This is a genomic window from Dyadobacter sp. SG02 (assembly GCF_900109045.1).
GTDB lineage: Bacteria > Bacteroidota > Bacteroidia > Cytophagales > Spirosomataceae > Dyadobacter.
The window spans coordinates 220,013-245,836 of sequence record NZ_FNYL01000007.1 but is presented as its reverse complement, the minus strand read 5'-3'; the positions used below and the strand labels follow the sequence as shown (position 1 = coordinate 245,836).

The window sequence follows — 25,824 nt, the reverse complement described above, 5'->3', positions numbered from 1 at the left end:
CTTCTTCCTTCCCGGACATTCATGCCATGAATTTAATTGTGACGTTTTTGTGACGCGCGCTCTAACCGCTTTCGAGAGAATTAGGGCTTAATTGTCCGGCTAATGTGCCCTTCCATGCTGCCCCGATACCCGGCAGTGCTTCCGGTAATGCGTTCTCCGAATTCAATCAAGACACCATCATCCTTTGGACTTTATGCGCAAACTTTACTTCACAATCGCCCTTAATTTTCTTTCGGTTTGCCTTTGGGCACAATGTCCTCCCGATGGGGACATCACGCTTTCCACACAGGCCGAAGTAAATGCTTTTGGTACGAGTTATGCAGGTTGCTCCAACCTGACCATCGCCGGAGACCTGACTATTGAAGGCGCGGACATTACCGACCTCACCCCGCTGCTCATCATCGACGCCGTTGATGGCGATTTGCGGGTTTACAGCTGCGATGCATTGTCGTCATTGGCCGGATTGAACGGTTTGGTGAGCATCGGTGAAAAGCTGGATATTAACTCCAATGCCAGCCTGACAGCGCTTACCGGCCTGGCCGCGCTCAACGTTGTGGGCGGCATTAATATCGCAAGCAATGCCGCACTCACCGACCTGTCGGCACTCGCGGGCGTTACCTCGCTTAGCGGAGGTCTCACGATCGATACCAGCGATGCACTGGCGTCGCTCAACGGACTTCATAATATCACCAGCGTGGGCGACTACGTGCTCATCCTTAACCTGTCCGCCCTGGCAAGCCTTAGTGAACTGAATATCAATAATATCGGCGGCGACCTGCGGATCAATGATATGGATATATTGACGGATCTCAGCGGCATCGGGACATTCACCAGTATCGGCGGGGCACTGGACCTGTCAACCAATCCGCTGCTGGAATCGCTCGACGGACTGGAAGCGGTTACCTCCATCGGCGGGGATGTACTTCTGAATTTCAATTCGTCACTGCAAAATATTACGGCGCTCAGTGCCCTTGAATCTGTGGGTGGCAGTATTCATATTTTTCTAAACCCGGCCCTGACGAGCCTGTCCCCCCTCTCGTTGATTGAATCGGTGCCGGGTTATCTGATGGTTTTGTCCGCCTCGGCCCTGTCCGACCTCAACGGTCTGCACAACATTACGACGGTCGGAGATTATGTTCTTATCCAGGCGAACCCGGGTTTGGTGGACCTGACCGGTTTAACGAATCTGCTATCTGTCGCGAATGGCATTACAATAAGTGAAAATGAGAACCTTACTTCCCTGACCGGACTGGCGGCGATTACGACCGTCGGTGGTGGGTTGTCTTTATCAGATAATAGTTCGCTCACAGATATCAGCGCATTAAGCGGGATTTCCAGTTTGGGTAGTCTGGTCATCAAAGGCAATCCCCTGCTGGCCGATCTCACCGGACTCGATCACCTAACATCGATCCAATTTGACCTGGATATCCAGCTCAACGATTTGCTCGAAGACCTTTCAGCCCTTTCGGGACTTACCTCGTCAATGGCCGGTGTGACCCTGGCCAGCAACCCTTTGCTGGCCAATATCGAGGGGCTGAAAAACATCACGGGTTTTTCCGATTACGTTTATATCAATGACAATCCCTCTCTCAACCACTGCGCCATTCCTGCTGTATGCTTATTCCTGAGCGGCTCAGCAGTCCCCGGAAGCATCAACTTGAATGCGGGAGACTGCGCCACCACGGACGATGTCCTCGCCGAATGCGGATCGTTGCCTGTTACGCTGATCAGCTTCGCCGGCAAAAAGGAAGAATCTAAAACAAAGCTCGTCTGGGCAACCAGTACCGAGGTTAACAGTGATTTCTTCGAGGTGCAGCATAGTTTAAACCCCGGCAAGAACTGGATTCCGATCGGGACAGTCGCCACAAAAGGTTCTCCTTTATCAAAAGCCGCATATGACTTTGTGCACGATCACCCGGCAGGAGGGATTAATTATTACCGGCTGAAAATGGTGGACAAGGACGGGTCATTCGCATTCAGCAAGATAGTGGCCGTAACTTTCGCAAAAACCACCGGGAGCTGGCTTGCCTATCCCAATCCCGTAAAAGACAGGCTCACCATCGACACGCGCTCCGACCACGACATCGTCAGATTTGAAGTGATCTCATCTTCGGGAATCAAAGTATACGATTCTCCCGGCAGTGCAGTAGCAGATCAAAGCATACGCCACATCGATCTTAGGGGCAAACCTGCGGGAACCTACCTCCTCCGCGCCACCCGGAACCACGGCGAGCGCACGACCCGTCATATCATCAAAGAATAGGTGCCTTGGCAAGAGTGCGCGATATATGGGCTTGGAACAATACGCGCATTCAAGTCATAATCTCGAATAGCAGGAGAGGCTTCATAGCCACGCGCGAGACGTTTACCTGTATTACAAGAATTAGTACGAGCTCATGAAATAAGAATAAGACAATATTAATTCAATTCAGTAAGTAGAACCCATGGTCAACCCGCGGGCTCTTCCAGCGAGCGCTGCCATTCCTCAACCCATGGCTCTGGCTCGCCGCTTGGCCCGACAATGACAGGCATTCTCAGCGGCCGCAGCACCGAAGCGGCAGCACGGTAAGCGGCGAGGCGACCGCGGTCTGCCGGATTCCCGAAGTTCGGCGCGTCGCCCGCCTGAATGACGGCACCGCTGCCCAAAAGGTGGACGCGCAGAGACGGATGGGCCGAAGCCGCGGACAGCACATCAAGGCCCCCGAGGCGCTCAACACAGCCGGAGCCGATCAACGTGAGCCAGGATACCCGAGTGATCTGAGGAACACGATTATCGGTCGGAACGTCCCAACGCAACAGCCTGTGCACTGAACTCCGAGGAATCTTCCACTCCGTGCCGGGATACCTGCGGCACACGGCAGCCAGCCGCTGGATCATCGGCACGCGAATGTCCGAGGCGGACACGAACTCGTCATAGTTCACGGCGACGCCGCACGTGCCCGATAGGAAGGCCCCGCGCTTCACCAAGGAGAACCCGAGCACCCACTCGGCGAGCGAGGCCGGATCCTGGGCGAGGGCATGATCGAGCGGTAGAGTCACGCGCAGCGTGTTCATCCCAGGCCAGAATAGATCCGCACCATGGGCGAACCACGAGCGCCAGGTTTCACGCCCACGCTCAAGTTGCGCCTCCGTCATTGGCTCCCCGAATGAGAACTCGAGCCCTAAGCTGGCAGCTGTTACCCCCGAGCCGTTATCGCATCCACTAAAATCGATAATGTATTTTTTTTCTTTTGTAGGGTTGCTGATCCACGTTGGCACCATGGATTCCGCTCGCATGTTGATTTTGGCAGCACGCCTCATGGACGGGGTCGAGTAATGGGTGAGGAGAGATCCAGCCACCACTCGCGTTCGCTGGTAGAAGTCGAGGATGCCTTCGCCATCGTAATACTGAAGATACAATGTGAACGACACACATGGGGTGACGGCGGTCGTGCCGTCAACGACCAGTGTGAACTCAGAGGGATTGACTGGTTGATAGATCATATGGAGAATAAAAGGATTCACAACTTTCAGCTGTTGGATTTACAGCTATTTAAAATCTTCCATCAAACCTAGCAAACCTTATTTACGGTGGAATTGTAGATTTAACCTTCATACGACATCAATAATTGAATGGTTAAATTACAGCTCTATTCCATTCTCTCTCTCTCTCTCTTTCTCTAACTTTATTCCGCGAATAATGTCACATATTTGAGACATTATTCTTACATTTGCCTCATCATGAAAGACACCGAGCAAAGCATTATCGAGGCGGCGATCCTGATTTTCAATGAGGACCTCTCTGCGCCGCTGGAAAAAGTGGCGGACCAGGCGCAGGTTACGCGCAGGACTTTGCACCGGTATTTCAAAGATCGGAAGGAGCTGATGGACAAATGCCAGAAGGAAATCCGGAAAGCTTGCGCGGCAGCCATGGCGAATGCGTACAACACAACCCAAAACCCGAAAGAAAGGCTGGAAGCGATGTTTTACGCCGGACTCGATTGCGGCTCTAAAAACACCTTTTTACATAAATTACACACGCTCCACGATCACAAACACCAGGCGGCCAACGAAGAATGCTCCGAATACGACCATACTTTCGAGCTCTGGAAAGGAAATCTGCAATTATTACTCACAACAGGCATTATCAACCAGGGCATGACGGTGGATTGGATACATAACTTCTTCCAGAGCGTAGTGGTGGTGTTTATCAATTCGCAGCAAAAGGGCTCGCTTGCACGCGCGGAGGCACGCCAGCTTGCTTGGTTTTCATTCAGTAAGGGAATAGGTATCTAAAATTTTTTGTCCACCCATGTCTCATTTTTGAGACATTTATATATTTCAAATATGACTGATCAACAACTATTCGACGTCGCCATTATCGGCGGCAGTTATGCCGGGCTTTCGGCAGCCATGACCTTGGGCCGCGCCCGCCGGAATGTGATCATTATCGACAGCGGCAAACCTTGCAACCGGCAGACACCGCATTCGCATAACCTCATTACCCACGACGGCAAGACGCCCGCCGAAATCTCCGCACTCGCACGCGAGCAGGTACTCGCCTACCCGACCGTACACATGCGCGCAGGCCTCGTTACGCACGTGAACGGCAGCGATGGGGCATTCACTGTCACTACCGACAACGGCCATGCATTACAAGCCAAAAAACTCATTTTCACAACAGGTATCCGCGACATTATGCCGGAAATTCCCGGTTTCGCCGAAAGCTGGGGCATCAGCGCCATTCATTGCCCCTACTGCCACGGCTACGAGTACAGCGACGCCCGCACCGGCGTGCTCATGAATGGCGAAATGGCATCGGAATACCTGAAAATGATCCGCAACTGGACCGCCGACCTGACCCTCTACACCAATGGCCCCGCGACATTCGAGGAAGCCGCGCGCGAAAAAATGCTTGCGTTTGGCGCGGAAATCGTCGAACAGCCCATTGCATCCCTCAACCATGAAAGCGGTTACCTCGAAACGCTACGCCTGGCCGATGGAACCACCCGTGAAATCACTGCGCTTTACCACCGCCCGGCCTTCGTACAGCATTGCCTGATACCCGAAGAACTCGGCTGCGAGCTCAATGCGCAAGGTTTTATCAAAGTAGACGAGGCACAAAAAACGACAGTCGCAGGCATTTACGCAGCAGGTGATAACAGTGGTGCATTCAGGGGGTTAACGGGGGCCATGGCTGCGGGTACCACGGCCGGGGCGAGGCTTAATCACGAATTAATCAACGAAGAGTACTGATTGGCGCGCCAATGTGGTAGTTTTGCAGCTTTCGGCGGTCGGCAGTCAATGGTCGGCGGTCAAAAAAATGTTATTTTATCAAAAAGCCGGCAGCCAATCAATGTCCCTATTCAAAACCACCGCCCCCATTACCATCACTTGTTACAAACGCCTCGCGCCATTTCTTGAAAAAGAGGTGACGGAACTGGGTTTCCGGGTGGAAGAGACATTTGCGACGGGCGTACAGCTGCGGGGTACGGTTACTGATTGCATCAAACTGAACCTGAACCTCTACTGTGCGAGCCAGGTGTTATACAGCCTCGGCACATTCAGCGCGCAGCACCCCGACGATGTTTACCGGTTTTTGTCCAAAATGCAATGGGAGAATATCCTGGCCGACGACGCGTATTTCTCGGTGACCAGCAATGTGATGACTGCGACCGTAAACAATACCATGTTCGCGAACCTGCGCGTGAAGGACGCCATCGTGGACAGGCTGCGCGACAAAAAGGGCGCCAGGCCGTCAACCGGCTCGGAGTTGAAAGGTGCAGTGGTGCATTTGTTCTGGAAAGACGACCGCGCCGAGATCTTCATCGATACCTCCGGCGAAACGGTAGCACGGCACGGGTACCGCAAAATCCCCGGCGCAGCACCCATGCTCGAATCGCTGGCCTCGGCGACTATTCTGGCCAGCCAATGGAACCATAACTCGGCATTCATAAACCCCATGTGTGGCTCGGGCACGCTCGCGATCGAGGCCGCATTGATCGCTACCAACAGCCGACCGGGGCTTTTCAGGGATAATTATTCGTTCATGCATTTGCTCGGATATGACGAGGAAGTGTATTTCGCGGCGCAGGACAAGCTCGAAGCGCAGATCATCGAAGCCCCGAATGCCCGCATTATTGCTACCGATCACGATCAGAATGCGGTGGCCAATGCCAAAAAGAATGCGATCGCGGCCGGGGTCGCCGATATGATCGAGTTCGGACTTTGCGATTTTGCCGACACCGAAGTGCCGCAGGATAACAAGGGCGTGTTTTTCGTGAACCCCGAGTACGGCGAGCGGCTCGGCGAGATCAGCGAACTTGAAGAAACTTATGGACGGATTGGTGATTTTATGAAACAGAAGTGTGGAGGATATTTCGGATATGTGTTCACCGGCAACCTCGATCTGGCCAAAAAAATAGGTCTTAAAGCCAAACGCAGAATGGAGTTTTATTCCGGAAAAATAGATTGTCGCCTGCTCGAATACGAGTTGTACGAGGGATCGAGAAGGATATAGTACAAAATCGCCGGCGGGGCGCCGCTGCTTTTGGCATCCTAATCCGGCAACTTTGGCATAATATTTAGATAATACATGACATAACCATTTAGAAAATTGTCATGAAACATTCACAAAGTTCAGGAACCATGCCGAAAGGCCAGGCTCAGAACAGACCTGAAAACAAAGACAATCTGGACAGCAGACATCGTGAAGAAGAGATGGTGAAAGGCAATCATATTACCAGCAACCAGAAAGAGAATCACAGTCTGGGAAAACAGCAAAGGTAGCATTCAAATGCACCCTTAAATGGTTCCTAAGTTGAGAACGAAGTCCGCATGAAACGATCATCCGGACTTCGTTTTTTTTGTGCCCTCACGGGGCATCTGCGGCTAGCAGACCTTCACCATTTCAATCCCCAGCAATTTCCCCAGCTTATCGATTTTGGACGCAATATGCCCGATCCCTACCGCACAGTGGTGCGCCGGGCCGTGGCTGTTCCACCGTTCCGTGAAGCGTTTCGCGCCGATCGGAAACCGGTACCGGCTGTTGGTATTTCCGATTTCCAGAATCGGCCCCGGTACCGACTCTCCTTCCGCTACCAGCAAAATCACCTTCCCTTCCACCGTTTCCACGACCGACAGCAATGTTACCGGCCCGTGTGCGACGCTCATTTCCACCGACAGCCCGTTCCCTACTTTCCCGTGATAGACATACAGCGGTTTTACCTTTGTTTTTCCCTCCGCAATGGCAATATGGCCGGGGCCATCGTGGCCCATCAGCACCACATCATCTTTAAAATCCATCGCATAATACTCTGTGAATGAACCTCCCGCACCGAAACTATCCATAATCTTCATCGCCTGCGCATTTTTCACTTCGTACTCGCCAGCCACGGGAATGCCCCGGGCCGTCAGCAGCGAGTTACCAAGGATGACCGAGCTCATGGTGTCCTCATTCTCCGCATTGCCCGTGCCCTTGTGATAGTAGGCCATCGAGCCCAATTGGTGTATTTCAACCAGTTTTTCCAATGCGGCGGCCGTTCGGGCGGCCCTTTTTATTTCAAATTCAGAACAGTCGTCCTGGATATCGAATGTCGCTCCGAAAGTCCCGATCATTGTTTGCACTTCTTCGTCCGAAACCGATTCGCGGAGGGCCGAGAGTTCATCCACTTCGATAATTTCCACATGCCCGCCGAATGTGGCGCATTGCAATGTGAGGTTGGAATAAATATCGAGCATGCCGCCGTAGTAGTTGCCCATCACGCCCAGACGGTTGTGCGCCATCGTATGTGCTACTTTGGCCGCCTCTATCCACTCGCGGGCCTCCTGCCATACCTCCGGGTCGTCGTGCAATGTGCCGGTGACCTGGTAAAACGGAATGCGCGAGCGGCGGAACACGTTGGCGATCTCGGGTACGGGACAGGCCGAGCAAAAGGCGAGCCATTCGCCGGTCATACGCGTGCGGTCGCCCAATGCATTGAACCATTGGTAATCGATCGCGGGTTCCGGCGTCAGGTTCAGGACGATCACCGGCACCTTCGCGCGCGACACCACCGGCAGCACGGTCGACGACAATGCGTAGGTGGTCACGTAAAGGAAGATCAAGTCCACATCCTCCCGCCGGAACTGGTGGCCGGCTGCCAACGCCTTCTCAGGCGTATCGATGAGTCCGAGGTTGACGATTTCCGCGCCATAACCGCCCAGCCTTTCAGTTACAATGCCGACGTAACCTTTCAGCCGCGCTTCGAGACCTTCAAACTGTGCCCAATAAGCATCCAAACCAATGCCGAACAGGCCCACGCGTAGATTGTATGCATTCTCTTTTGTCATAATCTATACCAGATTGTTGCTTATTCAAAAAGCTTCAATCACAAAGTCTTACTCAAAAAATGTGTTGATATGACACCATCTATCCTTGTGAAAAAGCGGATACAAGTTGACTGATATCCAATTTTCAGGCAGATTGTGCGTTCCTATGCTGAATTTCTGCCGGTCGCCGATCGGCCGGTATTTACACCAAAAACCAGAACCGATGAAACGATATCTGATGGCGCTTACCCTCCTGACCGGCGCCGTTTCCTGTGAATGGATCGGCAATACGCCGAGTTTTGGGGACGATTTTATTACTTATGATATCAAGGCCGGCAACCATGAGGTCGAGCGAAACCTGAATACACCGTTCACAGCCTCTTCCATGCGTTTTCAGGCCGTGTTCGACAGCAGTTGTGTTTACAAAACCAATATCCCTGAAAACCAGAACGATATCAACAAGCTCTACGGTTTCTCGGATTGCAGTTCGCAGCACCAGAACAACAGCGCGCGCTTCGGCTGGAACTGGCGCGAGGGCGCGTTACGCATCTACGCGTACATATATGTGAACGGCGTGCGCCAGGAGCGCGAACTCGGCACCGCCGAGCTCAATGAACTGAACAGCTTCCGGATCGATATCCGCGAAAATACGTACGTGTTTACCTACCGCGGCATCGAAACCGTAATGCCCCGCCACTGCTCGGGCGGTGTGGGTGTTGCCTATAAATTGCTCCCCTATTTCGGCGGCGACGAGGTGGCCCCGCACGATATCCGCATCAAAATCAGGAATTTATAATATTGGCATAAACTGTAATGGACTCCGCCGCGACGGTCAATGCGCCTGCCTCGGCTTGCTCCGGCATTTCCAATGGCCCGTTCCAGGCTGAATCCGAAGATGCCATGAGTTTATGCCAGGAAAGGTGTTCGAAAGGCAGCGACACCTCCTGTGAGGATTTCGAAAAATTGAGAAACGCGACCAAATGCTGCCTGCCCCAAACCCGCTGAATGCAAAGCAGCTCTTTTTCCCCGAAAACTTCCACCGACAAGCCGTTACGGTCGCATTCGCGCAGTAACTGCTGGCTTTTCCGCAACACGATCCATTGCCGGTAGTATTGCAGCATGGTGCCGTGCGGCGGCTGGTCGATGAGCGCCCATTGCAATTTGGAATTTTCAAATGTCGACACCGCCATAGGGTCGGGCGCCTCGCCTTCGAGATGGAATGCGGCAAACTCGCTTTTCCGGCCTTTTCGCACGGCTTCGGCCAGCTCTTCCTCGGTATGGCTCACAAAATACTGGAATGGGTTCGGCTCAGCCCATTCTTCACCCATAAAAAGTAACGGTACAAACGGGCTCACGAACACGGTACCCGCCAGCAGTTTCTGCATTTCAAAACTCACCAATTGGCTTGTACGCTCGCCCAGCATGCGGTTACCGATATGGTCGTGGTTTTGGGAAAAAACAATGAATTGCTGCCCGGGAATGCCGTCCGCTTTTATGCCAAACTTCCGTTTCCGGTGGTCGGAATAAAGGCCGTCGAACACATAGGCGTCCCTGAACGACTTTCCCAGCGAAGCAACCCCATCGAAATCAACATAGTAACCATTCCGCTCCTGCCCGGAGCTCACGCGTAATGCGTGGTGGAACTCGTCGACCCATTGCGCATGCATTCCGTAACCGCCGGCTTCGATAGGTTTTACAAAACGCGTGTCGTTCAGATCCATTTCGACGATCAGGTAATGCTCCCGACCTGTCTCGCGCACGAGCGCATCGACCTGCTGCCGGATTTCCTGCAAAATATGTACGGGACTGAAATCCTTGATCGCGTGCACGGCATCCAGGCGCAGGGCATCGATATGGAAATCGCGGAACCACATCAACGCATTTTGTACAAAGTAATGCCGCACGGCATCCGACCAGGCATCGTCGAAATTGATCGCATCACCCCAGGGCGTGTGGTATTTATCCGTAAAATAATGTCCGAAATGACCAAGTGTATTGCCCTCCGGCCCCAGGTGGTTGTACACCATATCGAGTATGACGGCAATGCCTTTTTCATGGCACGCGTCGACAAGTTGTTGCAACATCGCCGGCCCGCCATACGAATTCTGGGTGCTGTACGGAAATACGCCATCATATCCCCAGTTGCGATCGCCCGCAAACTGGGAAACCGGCATGAGCTCGATCGCATTCACCCCCAGCTCCACAAGATGGTCAAGCTTAGCTTCCACCGCCGCGAACGTACCCTCCTCTGTAAACGTACCCGTGTGAAGTTCGTAAATGATATAATCCTTCATGGATGGATTCTTCCAATTCCGGTCAGACCATTCATACTCCTGTAAATCAAATGCTTCTGACGGGCCGTGCACGCCTTCGGGCTGGTAAAGCGTCGCCGGGTCGGGGTACGGCCCCTTTCCGTCGAGCAGGAAGCGGTAGCGGTCGCCCGGCCATAAAGCGCGGGTTTGCAACGTCCAGAAACCATAGTCCTTCGGTTCCATGTCGAGCATTTTCGCCTCTTCGCCGAATTGTAATTGCAACTTCTCCGCCTTGGGTGCCCAAACGAGCACCTGAGCCTCGCCGCGCGCATCGAATGTAACGCCCGGCCGCATGGCCATCAAATCGTCGTAGCTCATATTTTCTGTTCTTCCAATGCATGTCTGAATACCACTACCGAACGGCTTTCGACCGCAAAACTGTCACCCGGTTTCAGCACCTGGCCGTCGTCGCTCACGCAGGCGGCGGCGGTGTCGATCACTTTTCGCCATTCGCTGCCATATTTCGCGGGCGGCAGCGTGTATTCCACAGGTTCGTAATGCGCATTGAATATCATGTAAAAACTGTCGTCGTAAATAGGTTTGCCTTTCGGATCCATATGCCTGATACCCTTTCCATTCAGGAAAATACCGAGAGATTTGGCGTAATCGTGGTTCCAGTTTTCATCGGGCATTTCCTGACCGTCGGGCAGGAACCAGGCGATGTCTTCGAGTCCGGCGCCCTTGATCGGCACGCCGCGGAACCAGTGCTTGCGCCGGAACGTGGGGTGCGCTTTACAGAACGCGATCAGCTTACGGGTGAATTCCAGCAACTTTTCATCCATTTTGTCCCAATTCAGCCAGGAAATCTCATTGTCCTGACAATAGGCATTGTTGTTACCATTCTGCGAACGGCCCCATTCGTCGCCGGCCACGAGCATCGGTACGCCCTGTGAGAGAAATAGTGTGGTCAGGAAGTTGCGTTTCTGCTTGTTGCGCAGCCCGATTATCTCCTCGTCGTCGGTAGGCCCTTCGGCACCGCAGTTCCAGGAGCGGTTGTGGCTCTCGCCGTCCTGGTTCTCTTCACCGTTTTCATCATTACGCTTATCATTATACGAAACAAGGTCATTCAATGTAAAACCGTCGTGGGCTGTGATGAAATTAATGCTTGCCGTCGGGAAGCGGTCCTCCCCTTTGTACAGATCGGAGCTGCCTGTGAATCGCTCGGCAAATTCGGCGAGCATACTGTCCGCCCCACGCCAATAATCGCGCATACAGTCGCGGTAACGGCCGTTCCACTCGGCCCAGCCGATGGGGAACTTGCCCACCTGGTAGCCGTCGAAACCGATGTCCCAGGGTTCGGCGATGAGCTTCACTTGCGAAATCACAGGGTCCTGGTGAATAATATCGAAGAATGCGCTCAGCCTGTCCACCTCGTGCAGCTCGCGTGCGAGCGTGGATGCGAGGTCGAACCGGAAGCCGTCGACGTGCATTTCGGTGATCCAGTAACGGAGGCTGTCCATAATGAGCCGCAGTACGCTGGGGAGCCTGGCATTCAACGTATTGCCTGTACCGGTATAATCCATATAGTACCGGCCGTCCATGAGCCGGTAATACGCCATATTGTCGATTCCCCGGAACGATAATGTCGGCCCGAGGTGACTGCCCTCACCGGTGTGGTTGTACACGACATCGAGAATCACTTCGATACCGGCCTTATGGAGCTCCTTGACCATATTTTTAAATTCCTTCACCTGTTCTCCATGCGTTCCGGAACTGCTGTACCGCACATCCGGGGCGAAAAAACCGATGGAATTGTAGCCCCAGTAATTGGCTAATCCACGTTCCTGCAAGTGCCTGTCGGAGATAAAATGGTGCACGGGCATCAGCTCCACGGCATTGATACCCAGTTTTTTCAGATAGGCAATGCTGGCCGGATGCGCCAATCCGGCGTAGGTTCCGCGAATGTCTTCCGGCACATCGGGATGCAGGCAGCTGAACCCTTTCACGTGCAACTCATAAATGACCGTGTCGTGGTATGGAATCCCCGGTGCTTCCACGCCTTCCCAATCGAATAAATGGTCTACCACCACGGATTTGGGAATGTAAGGGGCGCTATCAAGCTCGCTGAAACTCAGGTCTTCTTCCGGGTCACCTATATTGTACCCAAACAGCGCATCGTGCCATTGTACAGTGCCGGAAATGGATTTGGCGTAAGGATCAATCAGTAATTTATTGGGATTGAAACGCAGCCCTACCGTCGGTTCATAGGGCCCGTGCACGCGGTAACCGTACAACTGGCCGGGTTTGAGCCCCGGAACATATGCGTGCCACACGTGATGCGATACTTCTTTGATCTGTATTTTAATATGCTCGTTTTTGTCGTCGGCATTTTTGAACAGGCACAGTTCCACACCTGTGGCATTCTCGGAATACAGCGCAAAATTCACCCCTTTACCGTCCCAGGTCGCACCCAGCGGGTACGGCTCGCCGGGAAACACCTTCACGCCGCTTTCACGCGATTGTTCTACAAGTTGTTTATTGGCAATCTTCTTCATATCAGTCTGTTTGAGTTCGGATACACCATTTCTCCACGCATCTGCACAAGCTCAATGTCGGAAGCATTCGATGGGAAAAATGGCTGTTTCACGGGTTGCCTGATACAAAATTATGCCAACACAGGTCGAACACACCCGGGAAGAATTTCCACAGTCACACCGTGACTGCCCATTGAACATAAGTCAACTTGCGGGCACTTCTTGCTTTTCCACAGGTTGTTACAAAAAACTACCCGTACGAGCCATTACTGGTACAATTTTTGTACAAAATACTTACTACACACACGGTAACACTTGTACACACACTTAACAAAATTTGTGTTATTACGAGCCAACCGTATACACGTCCCGGTGTAGCTGCACAGGGTGTCGACGAAAACCAACTGAGTGCCTATTTTACCCGAAACCATGATATTAATTGTCGACGACAGGCCGGAAAACATTTTACCGCTAAAAAAAATCCTGGAACTCCACAATTTTAAAACCGACACCGCGGAGTCGGGAGAGGAGGCATTGAAAAAGGTTTTGAAAACAACCTACTCGGTGATCATCCTCGATGTACAAATGCCGGGCATGGATGGATTTGAAGTGGCCGAGGCCATTGCCGGGTTCGGGAAAGCACGGGACACCCCGATTATCTTCCTTTCGGCGGTTAATACCGAGAAAAAATTCATTACAAAGGGCTATACCTCAGGTGGTATCGACTATCTTACCAAGCCCGTCGACCCTGATATCCTCTTACTCAAAGTCAAGACGTTTTATCGTCTTTTCGAGCAGCAGCAGGAGCTGAAAGCCATTCAGGAATCGCTCCGGCAGGAGATCGACATTCGCAAGCATGCGCAGGAAGAGCTCGCCGCACGGATGGACGAGCTTCGCTTCATTCTCGAATCGTTGCCACAGATCGCATTCACGATCCGGACCGACGGCAAGGTCGAATATGTGAACCAGCTTTGGTTCCAATATTCCACCGACGCCCGGACATTCCCCGAGACGCACCCCGACGACCCCACTTACGAACGCTGGCAGGAGCATTTCCTTAACGGCCTGGAATTTTCCGGCGAGGCGCGTTTGAAACAGCTCGATGCGGACGATTACAAATATTTTTTACTTAAAATCATCCCGGTACTTCAAAACGGGGCTATTGTGCGCTGGGTAGGCACGTTTACCGACATTCACCAGCAAAAAATGGCCAACGAGCTACTGGAACACAAGGTGGAGCTGCGGACCAAAGAGCTCGTCGATAAAAATTCGGAACTGGAAACGACCAACCACGAGTTGCAGCAATTTGCCTGGGTGGTATCGCACGATTTGAAAGAACCACTTCGTAAAATACAGACATTCAGTCATTTAATTAAAGACAAATACCTCACCGGCAACGACGAGGCGGTTTCCTACCTCAACCGGTCAATCAGCTCGTCGGCCCGGATGTCGCGGCTGATCAGCGATCTGCTCGATTACTCGCGACTTTCTGTGACCGCGCATTTCCAGCCTACCAACCTGAATCTACTCGTGGACGAACTGCTCGCCGATTTCGACGAGACTATCCGGGAAAAGAAGGCCGTTATCCGGAAAGACCAACTGCCGATAGTGGAAACGATCCCCAGCCAGATCCGCCAGGTATTCCAGAACCTGATCAGTAATGCATTGAAATTTTCCCGGCCCGACGTTGCCCCCGTCATCGATATCCGCTGCGAGGTTACGGACAGCAAGGCGGTTTCCGGCCCGGCGTCTCCCGACGGTCCGTACTGCCGGATCTCCATCGCCGACAACGGCATCGGGTTCGACGAGAAGTTCCTCGACCGGATCTTCGTCATTTTCCAGCGGCTCAACAACCTCAATGCCTATGAAGGCACGGGCATCGGGCTGGCGATCGCGAAGAAGATCATGGACAAGCACAACGGGCTCATTTCCGCCCGCAGCGCCGAAAACGAGGGCTCCGAATTCATTCTCATACTTCCGTTTGTGCAGGAACATGCATTGACGGCCATTAAAACTGACATTTAGCTGACGCTTACCTATGAAGAAAGCTTCCAATTCGATCATCCAGCAATTACAGATCGTCTTTTCCTTCTCCATCCTTCTCCTGTTCTTCAGCCTTCTGGCCTCCTATTACAGCACGCAGAAGCTGATCAACAATTCGGAGCTCGTCAACCACACCAATGAAGTCCTCATCGAGGCCGAGGCGATCATTTCGCATATGAAAGATGCCGAAACCGGCCAACGGGGGTACCTCATCACGACCGACGCGCGATTCCTCGAACCTTACGAAGGCGCGTATGAAAAAACCACTGACAGCTACAACAACCTGGTGGAACTGACGGCGGATAACCCCGTCCAGCAAAAGAACCTGCGCGAAGTAAAGGCACTCTATGAAGCCAAATTCGGTCAGATGCAGAGCATCATCGATATGGCCAGAAAGAATTCCAATTTCGTGTATGATACCGACGCCCGTTTGCGGGAAATGGTGAGGGGAAAAAAAATCATGGACGACCTGCGGCTCACTACCGAGCGCATTAAGGAAGAGGAAAGCAACAAACTGACAGAACGTCTCGAACAGCAGCAGATTTACATTAAATATACCCCTATCCTGCTGATAGCGGCGGCGTTGATATCGATCCTGATCACCATTTCCTCGTACATGCGCATTCGCGCGGACGTGGGCAAGCGCATCGCGCAACAGCAGCTAGACGAAGAGAAATATGCCGAAACCAACCGCCGCATCGGCCACATCGAACAGGTTACGCAGCGGGTCTCGGACGGAGATTACTCGACCCGAAGCCTCGATGATACCGACGACGAGCTCGGCCGGATTTCCATAGCCCTGAACAAAATGACCAGTTCGCTCGAACAGACATTCAATGACCTGAGCGTGCAAAACTGGTTGCAGGCAGGCGACGTGCAGATCAACGACGCAATAAGGGGCGAGCGCGTGCTCAAAAAGCTATCCGCCAAGCTCATCAACACGCTTACCGCCTACTCCGGCGCGAACCTCGGGACGATGTATATCCTCGATACCGACTGGAATTTCCGCCTCACAGGCACCTTTGCAGCCCAAAACGCGCCGGAAACTGTTGTGACCGGGCAAGGATTATGCGGGCAGGTGATCGAAACGAAAAAGCCGCTGCTCGTGCGCGACGTTCCGGCCGGGTACCTGAAAGTAACATCCAGCCTGGGCGAAACCAGCCCGGCGGCCCTCGCGATCCTCCCGCTCGTGTACTCGTACGAGTGCATAGGCGTGATCGAGCTCGGCTTTTTGAAGGCGCCGGACGACCTTACCATGCGTTTCCTGGAAGAAAACCTGGAAACAATGGCCAGCGGCGTCAATGCCGCATTGGACTATGTGAAACTGCAAAACTTCCTCGAAGAAACGCAGGCGCAGGCCGAGGAACTGCAAACGCAGCATAATGAACTCGAAAACCTGAATGCGGAACTGGAAGCGCAGTCGCAGAAATTGCAGGCGTCGGAGGAAGAGCTGCGGGTACAGCAGGAAGAATTGCAGCAGACCAACGAGGAACTGGAAGAGCGAAGCGGCCTGCTGGAAGAAAAGAACATTGAAATACAGAAAAAAGCGGAAGAACTCGAACTCACCACACGGTACAAATCCGAGTTCCTGGCCAATATGTCGCACGAACTACGCACGCCGCTGAACTCGATCCTGCTGCTGAGCCGCCTGCTTGCCGAGAACGACGACAAGAATCTGACCGGCGAGCAGATCGAATATGCGACGGTGATCCAGTCGTCCGGTAACGGCTTGCTGGGGTTGATCGACGAGATCCTCGACCTGTCAAAAATCGAGGCGGGGAAAATGGAGCTGGATTATGTAACGGTTTCTATCAAAGAGATTTGTGATGATATGAAAGGGCTATTCGCTCCGGTAGCAAAAGAAAAAGGGCTCCGTTTCTCGGTTACGGTCGCCAGCGACGTTCCGGCGGTGATCGAGACGGATAAGATGCGGATGGAGCAGATTTTGAAAAACTTGGTTTCCAATGCACTGAAATTCACCGCACAAGGATCCGTCGACATTACCGTGAAGCTAAACGCCGGAAACGATAAAATGCTGTGTTTCGTGGTCAGTGACACAGGCATCGGCGTCGCACCCGAGAAGCAGCACCACATTTTCGAAGCATTCCAGCAGGCCGACGGTTCTACCAAACGCAAATATGGCGGAACGGGTCTCGGGCTGTCGATCAGCAGGGAACTGGCCAAGCTGCTGGGTGGAGAAATATCGCTCACGAGCGTGGTCGGCCAGGGCAGCGAGTTCACCCTATTTGTCCCGATCAGGGCTTCCTACGGTAACACTGAGCCGGAAACGGTCAGTTTCTTCGGCAATCGCCCGGAAGAGACGGCTTCCAAAATGACGCACGCAGCTCAAAGCAAGTTTATCAGCACGGTCATCCCGGAAAGTATCCCCGACGACCGCTCCACCATGACCGAAGCCGCGAAAACGATCCTGATCATCGAAGACGATACCTTTTTTGCCAAATCACTCCTGGATTACACCCGCAGACAGGGTTACAAAGGCATTGTGGCCGTACGCGGGGACGAGGGCCTGGAACTGGCGCGGACATTCAAGCCAATGGGTATTTTGCTCGACATTCAGCTGCCCGTCGTGAGCGGGTGGGAAGTGATGGACCAGCTTAAAAACGATCCTGAAACGCGGCACATTCCGGTACACATCATGTCGTCGCACCGGATGAAGAACGAGAGTTTGCAAAAAGGGGCCGTCGACTTTATCGACAAGCCGGTGGCGATCGAGAAGATGGACGAGATTTTCCGGAAGATCGAATTTGTGATCAGCAAGAAGTCGAAGAAAGTGCTGATTGTGGAAGATAACTCCATGCATGCCAAGGCATTGGCCTATTACCTGGGCACATATGATATTAATTCGGAGCTGAAAAGCGATATTAACGACGGCATTAACGCACTGTCCAACAACGAGGTCGACTGCGTGATCCTCGACATGGGCATTCCCGATAAAAAGGCCTATGATATGCTCGAAGAGGCCAAAAAGAACCCGGGTTTCGAGCATGTGCCGATCATTATTTTTACCGGAAAAAGCCTTTCGATGACCGAAGAGCTGCGGATCAAGCAATATGCGGATTCGATCATCGTCAAAACCGCGCATTCCTACCAACGCATGCTCGACGAAGTGTCGCTCTTCCTGCACGTGGTGGAAGAGAACAAGAAAAACAACCGCCAGGGTATGGACGCGCGCAAGCTCGGCGGGCTCGGCGAGATTTTGAACAATAAAACTGTATTGATAGCCGATGACGATGTTCGGAACATTTTCTCTCTTTCCAAATCATTGGAAAACTATAAAATGAATGTCCTGACGGCACTCGACGGCGCGGAGGCATTGCAGAAACTGGGCGAAAACCCGGAAGTGGACGTGGTACTGCTCGATATGATGATGCCGCAAATGGACGGTTACGAAACCGCCAGACGCATCCGCGAGAACCCGCAGTGGCGCAACCTGCCGGTGATCGCCGTTACGGCCAAAGCGATGACCGGCGACCGCGAGAAATGCATTAATGCGGGCGCATCTGATTATATTACCAAGCCCGTGGATATCGACCAGCTGATGTCACTCCTGCGCGTGTGGCTTTACGAAAAATCCTGACCCTCACGATGGAAAAGAAAAAGATCATGATCGTCGACGACGACGCCCGGAATATTTTTGCGCTCAAAGCGACCCTCAAATCGAAGGGCTTCGAGTGCATTTCGTGCTCGGCGGCCACCGAAGCATTGGATATCCTTCGCACCGACGCCCCGGTAGACGCCGTGCTGATCGATATGATGATGCCCGAAATGGATGGCTATGAGGCCATTCCGCTGATCAAAGACCTCGGTAATAGGCAGTCGGTACCGGTCATCGCCGTCACTGCGCAGGCGATGGTGGGCGACCGGGAAAAGTGCCTAGGTGCCGGTGCCAACGACTACATTTCCAAACCGATCGATGTCGACAAGCTTTTGAAGATACTTAGTACGATCTGACGGCATGATAGAAGAGGAAGACATCGACCTTTTGCTGAATGACCTGTTCGATCTTTACGGGTACGATTTCACGCGGTACTCGCGCGCTTCGCTGAAACGCCGGGTGGTGCGGTTGTGCTCGCTCGACAAGTTCCCGAGCTTCGCCGAGCTGCGTTACCGTGTGCGGAACGATCCGGCTTATCTCAAACGGTTTGTGGAGGAAGTGACGGTGAATGTCACGGAAATGTTCCGCGACCCGGCATTTTACCGAGCCTTGCGGGACGAGGTACTTCCCGTGCTGGGTACCAAGCCGTTTATCCGCATCTGGCACGCGGGTTGCTCCACCGGCGAGGAGGTGTATTCGATGGCAATCCTGCTCAAAGAGGCTAATTTGCTGCGGCGTTCGCTGTTGTATGCGACCGACCTCAACCCGAGCGTGCTCGAAAAAGTACGGAAAGGCATATTTTCGCTCTCGCTGATGAAGCAATATTCCGAAAGCTACATCGCCTCGGGCGGCACCCAAGATTTTTCCAGCTATTATACGGCGCAATATGGCCAGGCCAAGTTCGACCACGAGCTTTCGGAGAAGATTATTATTTCGACCCACAACCTGGTCTCCGACAGTTCCTTCAACGAGTTCGACCTGATCCTCTGCCGTAATGTGCTGATTTACTTTGACAAGGAATTGCAGGACAGGGTGCTCAAACTCTTCGATGCAAGCCTTGGTACTTTGGGTTACCTTGCATTGGGAACCAAAGAGACATTGAAATTCTCGGCTGTGCAAAACAAGTTCAAGCAACTGAACCGGGAAAAAATATGGAAGAAAACCATTTGAACCCTACCTGCGAATTCCTGTTGATCGGCGGCTCGGCGGGAAGCCTGGAAGTACTATTCCGCCTGCTACCGCTGCTGCGCAGCGACCTGCCTGTTCCCGTAGCATTGATATTGCACCGGCGCAATTCCGCCGACTCGTCGTTATCGGACCTGCTGGGTTCCAAGACATTAAACCCGACCCATGAAGTAGAGGACAAGGAACCCATTACACCCGGAACAATATACCTCGCCCCCGCCGATTACCATTTGCTCATCGAACGCGACCGCACATTCTCGCTGGACTATTCGGAAAAAGTCAATTTCAGCCGGCCCAGCATCGACGTCACATTCGAATCGGCCGCGGAGGTCTACGGGCCGGGACTTGTTGCGATATTGCTTTCGGGTGCGAACGAGGACGGTACCGGCGGGCTGATCGCCGTAAAACGCGCCGGCGGCAGGGCCATTGTTCAAAATCCCGACACCGCGCAAATGCCTTTCATGCCGCATTACGCCCTCACCCACCTCCCTATCGACCACGTCTTCGATACCCTGCAAATGGCCGCTTTCATCAATTCGCTGGAATAGTTTTCGTGAGGTATCATTGATTTCTACCACAAAAGCGAGATTCAGTCTTTCTTTTTAAACGGCTTATTGAGGAGATTTGTAGGGAGTTTAAAACAGTAAGATCATGGCAAAGCCCAATAAAATATACAGCGTTTTATTCAACAAATGCCCCCAATGCGGCGTGGGCGACTTTTTCATCACCAAAAGCGCCTATAACCTCCGGAATTTCGACAAAATGAACCGTCACTGCCCCAACTGCGGCGCCGACTTCGTTCCCGAACCGGGTTTCTATCAGGGTGCATTGTATATCAGCTACGCCTTGTACGTGGCATTTATGGTGATTTACTTCCTGATTTTCGTCAACTTCTTCGGACAATACCTCGATTACTTCCTGGCAAGTATTATCCCGATCCTCGTCATTCTGACGCCGCTATTCTACCGCATGGCACGCCGGACGTGGCTGGCATTGTTCATCAAACCGGTTTCAACCAAGGAACACGCATAATGCGTTTACAACGCCGGGCTCTTCCGGAAATCTTCGGGCGTCATGCCGGTTTCTTTCCGGAAGAACTTGGTGAAATACGAGTTATCATTGAAATTCAGCTTGTAAGCGATTTCGGAGACGGTCAGATCGAGGTTGATCAGCAACCTTTTGGCTTCCAAAACGATCCGGTTGCGGATCAGTTCCCCCGCCTGTATGCCCAGGTGCTCCTTGCATAATGCATTCAGGTGATTAGGCGTTACGTTCAGCATTTCGGCATATTGGCCGGGTAGCCTCAACCGGTCGTAATGCTTGTCGATCAGCCGGATGAAATTGCGTACCGTCGCATTCTTCCCTTTTTCCGCATTCTTTTTCCCGTCGACCGAGTCGCTTTGTTCGATAATCAGGAAGATTTGAAGTAATAAAACCCGCACCATATCGTCGCGCCAGGCCGTTGCGCGGGCATTTTGGCTTAGTAATTCTTCAAACAACCCGCATATGTGCGCACGGATGCCTTCGGACAGCGTCAGCACGTTGTTACTGCTGTCCTGATCGAGAAATGAAAACGAATCGAGGTATTCGGGTTGCAGCAGGAAGGATTTGAAAAACGAATCCGAGAAATTGACCACGTAACCATCCATTTCTTCCTGGAAATCCCACGTATGTACCTGCCCGGGGATCATGAAATAGATCTGAAACGGGAAGGCCTGAAAATGGTGGAAATCAATGGTGTGACGGCCGTTGCCTTCGGTAAAAAGTACCAGGTGATAAAAACTGTGGCGATGCGGAAAAACAAGGCTTTGATGCTCGTGAACGTAATCCGAAAACCGGGCGATCATGATATGGTCTTCGCGGTATTCGGAAAGCGGGCCGATGTCGAGCCGTGGAAATGAACCGTGCATGGCAATACTGATATTGGGTCAGAAACGGCAATTTAAGGTTTATTCGTGATTTGACACCTGTTCCGTATCTTGCGGATATTTCCAAAACCCTTTTTCTGCCGATGTGGAAGGCCTTCGCGTTGTGTATGGCGTTGTTACTGCTCGTTGCCGCATCAGAGCGGGAAACGATCGGCGTGCAAAACTGCACCGATCGCTTCCGGTCTGACGCCAAAGCATTTGCGGCGAGCGTGACGGAAATGCGGATTGCGGTCGAACAAATCGATACCACCAATGCCGGGAGCATTGCGCACGCAAAGCAAAAGCTGAAAGAAGCGCGCCTGGCCTACAAACGCATCGCCTTTTTTCTCGACTACTTCTTTTTTACCTCGTCCCGTATTTACAACCGTCCTCCCAAGAACGAAATAGAAGAACCACACCTCGAATACGGAGCACCCACCGGGTTGCAATACATCGAGGCGCTGCTCTTCGATAACCCCGGTTTGCATAAAACAGAAATACTCCAACAATGCCGGTTCCTGGAAACGTCCGCGGAAGATCTGCCCGCATTGCTTTACAATTTCAAAGCCACCGACGCACAAGTCCTGGAAAGCGTGCGTATCGAGCTGGTGCGGGTGCTGACGCTCAGCATTACTGGCTTCGACGCGCCATTGCTGAAAAGCGGGCTTAAAGAAGCGCTTGTCTCCCTGCAAGCGATCGACGCGGTGTTGACGCCCTACATGAAACACGCCAAAGACGATATTTTATGGAAATCGTTTGTTTCCTGTGAGGTGTCACTTGCGAAAAGCAACGATTTCGATACGTTCGACCGGCTTGATTTCCTGAGGAGTTACGCATTGCCGTTACAGGAGCGTCTCGGCAATATGATCCGTGGAATGGGTTTGGAGCTCAATGAGAAAGGGGTTCTAAATTATGAAGCCAAAAACATTTTCAGTCCCGATGCATTTACGCAAGCCGCTTTTGGCGGGAAGATCAGCAAAGACAGCACGTTGGAGAAATTGGGTGAAAGACTGTTTTTCGAAACGCGTCTATCATCCAACGGCACCCGCAGCTGCGCCTCCTGCCACAATCCCGCCCTGCATTTTACCGACGGGCTCCCCCAAAGCATAGGCATTCACCCCGGTCAGTCCGTGCGCCGTAATGCGCCATCTTTAATGTACAGTTCATTCCAACACGCGCAATTCTGGGACGGGCGTGCACGTACGCTGGAAGAGCAGATCCGCACCGTGATCCACGACAGCCTCGAAATGAATGGCAAACCGGCAGAAATAATCCGCAAACTGGCCAGGCGGCGCCCTTACCGGCGGCTGTTCCGAAAGGTATCCCCCAACCGCAAAGCGTTGAATGATACCATTATTTACAAGGCCATCGCAGCGTACGTGCGTACTTTGCAGCCATTCACCTCCGATTTCGACAGATACATGGCGGGCAACAGGTCGGCTTTGACCGACCGGCAGGTAAACGGGTTCAACCTTTTCATGGGCAAGGCGCAATGCGCTACCTGCCACTTCGCGCCGCTTTTCAACGGGCTGATCCCGCCTACGTATACGCTCACGGAGTTTGAAATACTGGGCACCACCGCTACGGACGATTTCCTGCGCCCCAAAGCGAGCCCCGATCAGGGACGTTTTGAAACCCGCCCTACCCCCTATTATCGGGGTGCATTTAAAACACCTACTGTCCGAAATGCGGCCGTAACTGCTCCCTATATGCACAACGGCGCCCTGGGCAGTCTGGAAAAGGTGATGGAGTTTTACGACAAAGGCGGTGGCGCAGGCCTGGGCCTCGCTATTCCCGAACAGACATTGCCTTCCACACCGCTTAATCTCTCGGATGAGGAAAAATCTGATATCGTTGCCTTTTTACATTCGCTTACCGACCATTTATGAAAACATATTTACTGACCTTCCTTTTATTCCTCTCTCTCGCAGCCGCCCACGGGCAAGGTACGCTCCTGCGCGGCCCGTATCTGCAAGTAGCGACGCCCACCAGCATTGTGATCCGCTGGCGGACCGATCAGCCTTCCAATTCCGTAGTAAAAATTGGCGGCAGTGCACAATCGCTCGGCCAGACTTTTACCGATAATACGGCTACCACCGAGCATGAAGTGAAAATCACCGGCCTGCAAGCGGAGACACGCTATTACTACTCCATTGGTTCGCAAACGACGGTTTTGCAGGAAGGCGTTGAAAATTATTTCCAGACAACCGCCGTCGCGGGCAAGCCGGGAAAATACCGTTTCGGCCTGCTGGGCGATTGCGGCACCAACTCGATCATACAGGATGCGGTAAAGTTCAGGATGATCGAATACCTTGGACTCAACTACATGAATGCGTGGCTTCTGCTCGGCGACAATGCCTATTCGTTTGGCCGGGATGCCGAGTACCAGTCCAATTTTTTCAACCGGTACAAGGATAACCTGCTCAAAATGTACCCGCTCTTTCCTTCTCCCGGCAACCACGATTACGACAACGACAATCTGGCCCGCCAGAACGATCATAAGATACCCTACTACGATGTATTCACAATGCCGACCCAGGGCGAAGCAGGCGGCGAGCCTTCCGGCACCGAATCATTCTACTCGTTCGATTACGGCAACGTCCATTTCCTCTCGCTCGATTCCTACGGCCGGGAAGACAATGCGACACGGCTTTACGACACGCTCGGCAGGCAGGTGCAATGGATCAAAAAGGACCTTGCGGCAAATAAAAACAAAGATTGGGTCGTGGCATACTGGCACCACCCACCCTATTCGAAAGGTTCACGCGAGTCGGACGGTGACCCTGAAATGGCCGCCATACGCCAAAATTTCATCCGCATCCTCGAACGGCTCGGAGTGGACCTTATCATCTGCGGGCACAGCCACGTGTACGAGCGCTCGCGCCTTATGGGCGGGCATTACGGGCAAAGCAATACTTTCGACGCGTCCAAACACGTCGTCGACCCCTCCTCGGCGCGGTACGACGGGTCGGAAAACTCGTGCCCCTACATCAAAAACACCCCGCAAAGCCGTGGGACCGTGTACGTCGTAGCCGGTTCGGGCGGACAGCTGGGAAATCCCAAACCCGATTTTCCGCACAAAGCCATGTACCATTCCGACGCCGAGCATGGCGGAGCGCTTATGCTGGAAGTAGAAGGCAACCGGCTGGATTTGAAATGGATAGCAGAAGACGGCGTCATCCGCGACAAGTTTACCATGGAAAAAGGCGTGAACAACGAAACGACGCTGGAATTAGCAAACAACCAGCCTGTCGAGCTGAAAGCGTCGTTTGTGGGGGATTATGTTTGGAGTAATGGTTCAAAGACACGAATGATCAATGTGCAGCCAACAGAAAATACCGACTACACGGTGAAAGACGGGCAGAACTGCATTCAGGACGTGTTTCATGTAAAAGTTGCGCAACCTAAGCCTGATCCTGCGAAACTGTTCAGTCTTACGGCAGACAGGGATAGTAAAAATGCAGTGACCGTTAAATGGACTAGCGAAATGGAAACAGAACTATCACATTATGCCGTCCAGCGCTCTAACGATGCCACGAATTTTACCGAAGTAGGAAAAGTAACGGGCGGCCCCAACTCGCAGCAACGAAAAGACTACGTATTCGTGGACACTCAAAGCCAAAGTTTGCCAATCAACAACACCTATTACTACCGTCTGGCTACCAATGCCCTGGATGGCCGCATTGTTTATTCCCGCATCGTCTCCGTGAAACTCACAGACCCAATCCTCGCTGCCGAACCCAATCTTTCGTTGGACATAGAAATCATCCCGAACCCGTCATCAGCGAGCCAAATGCAAATCCGGACAATCAGCCAAACGGCCCAAATAGCCGAGTTAACACTGACCGACGTTTCGGGAAGGACCCTGGATACCCGGAAAATGACGATCAGCAACGCGCCAGCCACATTCCTGCCTCCCCAACTCACGACCGGCATTTATTTCCTGAAAGTGAGTGTAAACGGCCGGAATGCGGTGAAAAAGCTGGCGATCCATTAGA

19 protein-coding genes are annotated in these 25,824 nt (G+C 52.7%); 14 read left to right on the top strand and 5 right to left on the bottom strand.

The window, feature by feature from the left end:
• The first annotated feature begins 193 nt into the window (after positions 1 to 193).
• Complete coding sequence (locus BMW93_RS18330; protein ID WP_090379432.1) at positions 194 to 2,263, top strand: T9SS type A sorting domain-containing protein; 2,070 nt, start codon at positions 194 to 196, stop codon at positions 2,261 to 2,263.
• A 185-nt stretch (positions 2,264 to 2,448) separates the two neighbouring features.
• Here BMW93_RS18330 and BMW93_RS18325 read toward each other — a convergent pair whose 3' ends face one another.
• Positions 2,449 to 3,483 (bottom strand): type VI immunity family protein, encoded by a 1,035-nt coding sequence (locus tag BMW93_RS18325; RefSeq protein WP_090379429.1) that lies wholly within the window; start codon positions 3,481 to 3,483, stop codon positions 2,449 to 2,451.
• Positions 3,484 to 3,720: 237 nt separating this feature from the next.
• Between BMW93_RS18325 and BMW93_RS18320 the strand changes: the two genes are divergently transcribed.
• The 4 genes from BMW93_RS18320 to BMW93_RS35495 all read left to right on the top strand — a co-directional run bounded on the left by BMW93_RS18320 (position 3,721) and on the right by BMW93_RS35495 (position 6,768).
• Entirely contained in the window at positions 3,721 to 4,275 is a 555-nt protein-coding gene (locus BMW93_RS18320; protein WP_090379427.1) for a TetR/AcrR family transcriptional regulator, read from the top strand.
• A 51-nt stretch (positions 4,276 to 4,326) separates the two neighbouring features.
• The gene (locus BMW93_RS18315; protein ID WP_090379424.1) at positions 4,327 to 5,235 is read left to right on the top strand and encodes an NAD(P)/FAD-dependent oxidoreductase; all 909 of its coding nucleotides are present in this window, start codon (positions 4,327 to 4,329) and stop codon (positions 5,233 to 5,235) included.
• A 100-nt stretch (positions 5,236 to 5,335) separates the two neighbouring features.
• The gene (locus BMW93_RS18310; protein ID WP_090379881.1) at positions 5,336 to 6,499 is read left to right on the top strand and encodes a class I SAM-dependent RNA methyltransferase; all 1,164 of its coding nucleotides are present in this window, start codon (positions 5,336 to 5,338) and stop codon (positions 6,497 to 6,499) included.
• A gap of 101 nt (positions 6,500 to 6,600) precedes the next feature.
• Entirely contained in the window at positions 6,601 to 6,768 is a 168-nt protein-coding gene (locus BMW93_RS35495; RefSeq protein ID WP_177194120.1) for a hypothetical protein, read from the top strand.
• 102 nt (positions 6,769 to 6,870) lie between these two features.
• Here BMW93_RS35495 and BMW93_RS18305 read toward each other — a convergent pair whose 3' ends face one another.
• Entirely contained in the window at positions 6,871 to 8,310 is a 1,440-nt protein-coding gene (locus BMW93_RS18305; RefSeq protein WP_090379421.1) for an arabinose isomerase, read from the bottom strand.
• Between the two features lie 202 nt (positions 8,311 to 8,512).
• Between BMW93_RS18305 and BMW93_RS18300 the strand changes: the two genes are divergently transcribed.
• Positions 8,513 to 9,085, top strand: coding sequence for a hypothetical protein (locus BMW93_RS18300; RefSeq protein ID WP_090379878.1), 573 nt, complete (start codon positions 8,513 to 8,515; stop codon positions 9,083 to 9,085).
• Here BMW93_RS18300 and treZ read toward each other — a convergent pair.
• Both treZ and glgX read right to left on the bottom strand, forming a co-directional pair.
• Positions 9,072 to 10,919 (bottom strand): malto-oligosyltrehalose trehalohydrolase, encoded by a 1,848-nt coding sequence (treZ, locus tag BMW93_RS18295; RefSeq protein WP_090379418.1) that lies wholly within the window; start codon positions 10,917 to 10,919, stop codon positions 9,072 to 9,074. The genes BMW93_RS18300 and treZ overlap by 14 nt on opposite strands.
• Positions 10,916 to 13,096, bottom strand: a complete 2,181-nt coding sequence (glgX, locus tag BMW93_RS18290; RefSeq protein WP_090379415.1) for a glycogen debranching protein GlgX — start codon at positions 13,094 to 13,096, stop codon at positions 10,916 to 10,918. Before glgX ends, treZ begins: the two co-directional genes overlap by 4 nt.
• Positions 13,097 to 13,504: 408 nt before the next feature.
• Here glgX and BMW93_RS18285 point away from each other — a divergent pair, with 408 nt between their 5' ends.
• From BMW93_RS18285 to BMW93_RS18260, 6 genes are all read left to right on the top strand, one after another.
• The gene (locus BMW93_RS18285; RefSeq protein WP_090379412.1) at positions 13,505 to 15,100 is read left to right on the top strand and encodes a response regulator; all 1,596 of its coding nucleotides are present in this window, start codon (positions 13,505 to 13,507) and stop codon (positions 15,098 to 15,100) included.
• A 13-nt stretch (positions 15,101 to 15,113) separates the two neighbouring features.
• Entirely contained in the window at positions 15,114 to 18,716 is a 3,603-nt protein-coding gene (locus BMW93_RS18280; protein WP_090379409.1) for a response regulator, read from the top strand.
• 8 nt (positions 18,717 to 18,724) lie between these two features.
• Positions 18,725 to 19,090: a response regulator gene (locus BMW93_RS18275; RefSeq protein ID WP_090379406.1), complete on the top strand. Its 366-nt coding sequence runs from the start codon at positions 18,725 to 18,727 to the stop codon at positions 19,088 to 19,090.
• Between the two features lie 4 nt (positions 19,091 to 19,094).
• Positions 19,095 to 19,904 (top strand): protein-glutamate O-methyltransferase CheR, encoded by an 810-nt coding sequence (locus tag BMW93_RS18270; RefSeq protein WP_090379403.1) that lies wholly within the window; start codon positions 19,095 to 19,097, stop codon positions 19,902 to 19,904.
• Positions 19,886 to 20,467, top strand: coding sequence for a chemotaxis protein CheB (locus BMW93_RS18265; RefSeq protein ID WP_090379400.1), 582 nt, complete (start codon positions 19,886 to 19,888; stop codon positions 20,465 to 20,467). The genes BMW93_RS18270 and BMW93_RS18265 overlap by 19 nt, the downstream gene beginning before the upstream one ends.
• A 103-nt stretch (positions 20,468 to 20,570) precedes the next feature.
• Positions 20,571 to 20,951 (top strand): DUF983 domain-containing protein, encoded by a 381-nt coding sequence (locus BMW93_RS18260; protein WP_090379396.1) that lies wholly within the window; start codon positions 20,571 to 20,573, stop codon positions 20,949 to 20,951.
• Between the two features lie 5 nt (positions 20,952 to 20,956).
• On the opposite strand, the gene BMW93_RS18255 is transcribed toward BMW93_RS18260, so the two are convergent.
• Positions 20,957 to 21,829 carry a helix-turn-helix transcriptional regulator gene (locus BMW93_RS18255; RefSeq protein ID WP_090379393.1) on the bottom strand — a complete coding sequence of 291 codons (873 nt, stop codon included), beginning with the start codon at positions 21,827 to 21,829 and terminating at the stop codon, positions 20,957 to 20,959.
• 101 nt (positions 21,830 to 21,930) lie between these two features.
• On the opposite strand from BMW93_RS18255, the gene BMW93_RS18250 reads away from it, so the two are divergent.
• Entirely contained in the window at positions 21,931 to 23,715 is a 1,785-nt protein-coding gene (locus BMW93_RS18250; RefSeq protein ID WP_229240571.1) for a cytochrome-c peroxidase, read from the top strand.
• Positions 23,712 to 25,823, top strand: coding sequence for a metallophosphoesterase (locus BMW93_RS18245; protein ID WP_090379390.1), 2,112 nt, complete (start codon positions 23,712 to 23,714; stop codon positions 25,821 to 25,823). Before BMW93_RS18250 ends, BMW93_RS18245 begins: the two co-directional genes overlap by 4 nt.
• Position 25,824 lies beyond the last annotated feature (1 nt).

What these genes read in the sequence shown, in the direction of transcription:
- BMW93_RS18330 (WP_090379432.1), top strand. Translation starts at nt 194, where the DNA reads ATGCGCAAACTTTACTTCACAATCGCCCTTAATTTTCTTTCGGTTTGC.
- BMW93_RS18325 (WP_090379429.1), bottom strand. Translation starts at nt 3,483, where the DNA reads ATGATCTATCAACCAGTCAATCCCTCTGAGTTCACACTGGTCGTTGAC.
- BMW93_RS18320 (WP_090379427.1), top strand. Translation starts at nt 3,721, where the DNA reads ATGAAAGACACCGAGCAAAGCATTATCGAGGCGGCGATCCTGATTTTC.
- BMW93_RS18315 (WP_090379424.1), top strand. Translation starts at nt 4,327, where the DNA reads ATGACTGATCAACAACTATTCGACGTCGCCATTATCGGCGGCAGTTAT.
- BMW93_RS18310 (WP_090379881.1), top strand. Translation starts at nt 5,336, where the DNA reads ATGTCCCTATTCAAAACCACCGCCCCCATTACCATCACTTGTTACAAA.
- BMW93_RS35495 (WP_177194120.1), top strand. Translation starts at nt 6,601, where the DNA reads ATGAAACATTCACAAAGTTCAGGAACCATGCCGAAAGGCCAGGCTCAG.
- BMW93_RS18305 (WP_090379421.1), bottom strand. Translation starts at nt 8,310, where the DNA reads ATGACAAAAGAGAATGCATACAATCTACGCGTGGGCCTGTTCGGCATT.
- BMW93_RS18300 (WP_090379878.1), top strand. Translation starts at nt 8,513, where the DNA reads ATGAAACGATATCTGATGGCGCTTACCCTCCTGACCGGCGCCGTTTCC.
- treZ (WP_090379418.1), bottom strand. Translation starts at nt 10,919, where the DNA reads ATGAGCTACGACGATTTGATGGCCATGCGGCCGGGCGTTACATTCGAT.
- glgX (WP_090379415.1), bottom strand. Translation starts at nt 13,096, where the DNA reads ATGAAGAAGATTGCCAATAAACAACTTGTAGAACAATCGCGTGAAAGC.
- BMW93_RS18285 (WP_090379412.1), top strand. Translation starts at nt 13,505, where the DNA reads ATGATATTAATTGTCGACGACAGGCCGGAAAACATTTTACCGCTAAAA.
- BMW93_RS18280 (WP_090379409.1), top strand. Translation starts at nt 15,114, where the DNA reads ATGAAGAAAGCTTCCAATTCGATCATCCAGCAATTACAGATCGTCTTT.
- BMW93_RS18275 (WP_090379406.1), top strand. Translation starts at nt 18,725, where the DNA reads ATGGAAAAGAAAAAGATCATGATCGTCGACGACGACGCCCGGAATATT.
- BMW93_RS18270 (WP_090379403.1), top strand. Translation starts at nt 19,095, where the DNA reads ATGATAGAAGAGGAAGACATCGACCTTTTGCTGAATGACCTGTTCGAT.
- BMW93_RS18265 (WP_090379400.1), top strand. Translation starts at nt 19,886, where the DNA reads ATGGAAGAAAACCATTTGAACCCTACCTGCGAATTCCTGTTGATCGGC.
- BMW93_RS18260 (WP_090379396.1), top strand. Translation starts at nt 20,571, where the DNA reads ATGGCAAAGCCCAATAAAATATACAGCGTTTTATTCAACAAATGCCCC.
- BMW93_RS18255 (WP_090379393.1), bottom strand. Translation starts at nt 21,829, where the DNA reads ATGCACGGTTCATTTCCACGGCTCGACATCGGCCCGCTTTCCGAATAC.
- BMW93_RS18250 (WP_229240571.1), top strand. Translation starts at nt 21,931, where the DNA reads ATGTGGAAGGCCTTCGCGTTGTGTATGGCGTTGTTACTGCTCGTTGCC.
- BMW93_RS18245 (WP_090379390.1), top strand. Translation starts at nt 23,712, where the DNA reads ATGAAAACATATTTACTGACCTTCCTTTTATTCCTCTCTCTCGCAGCC.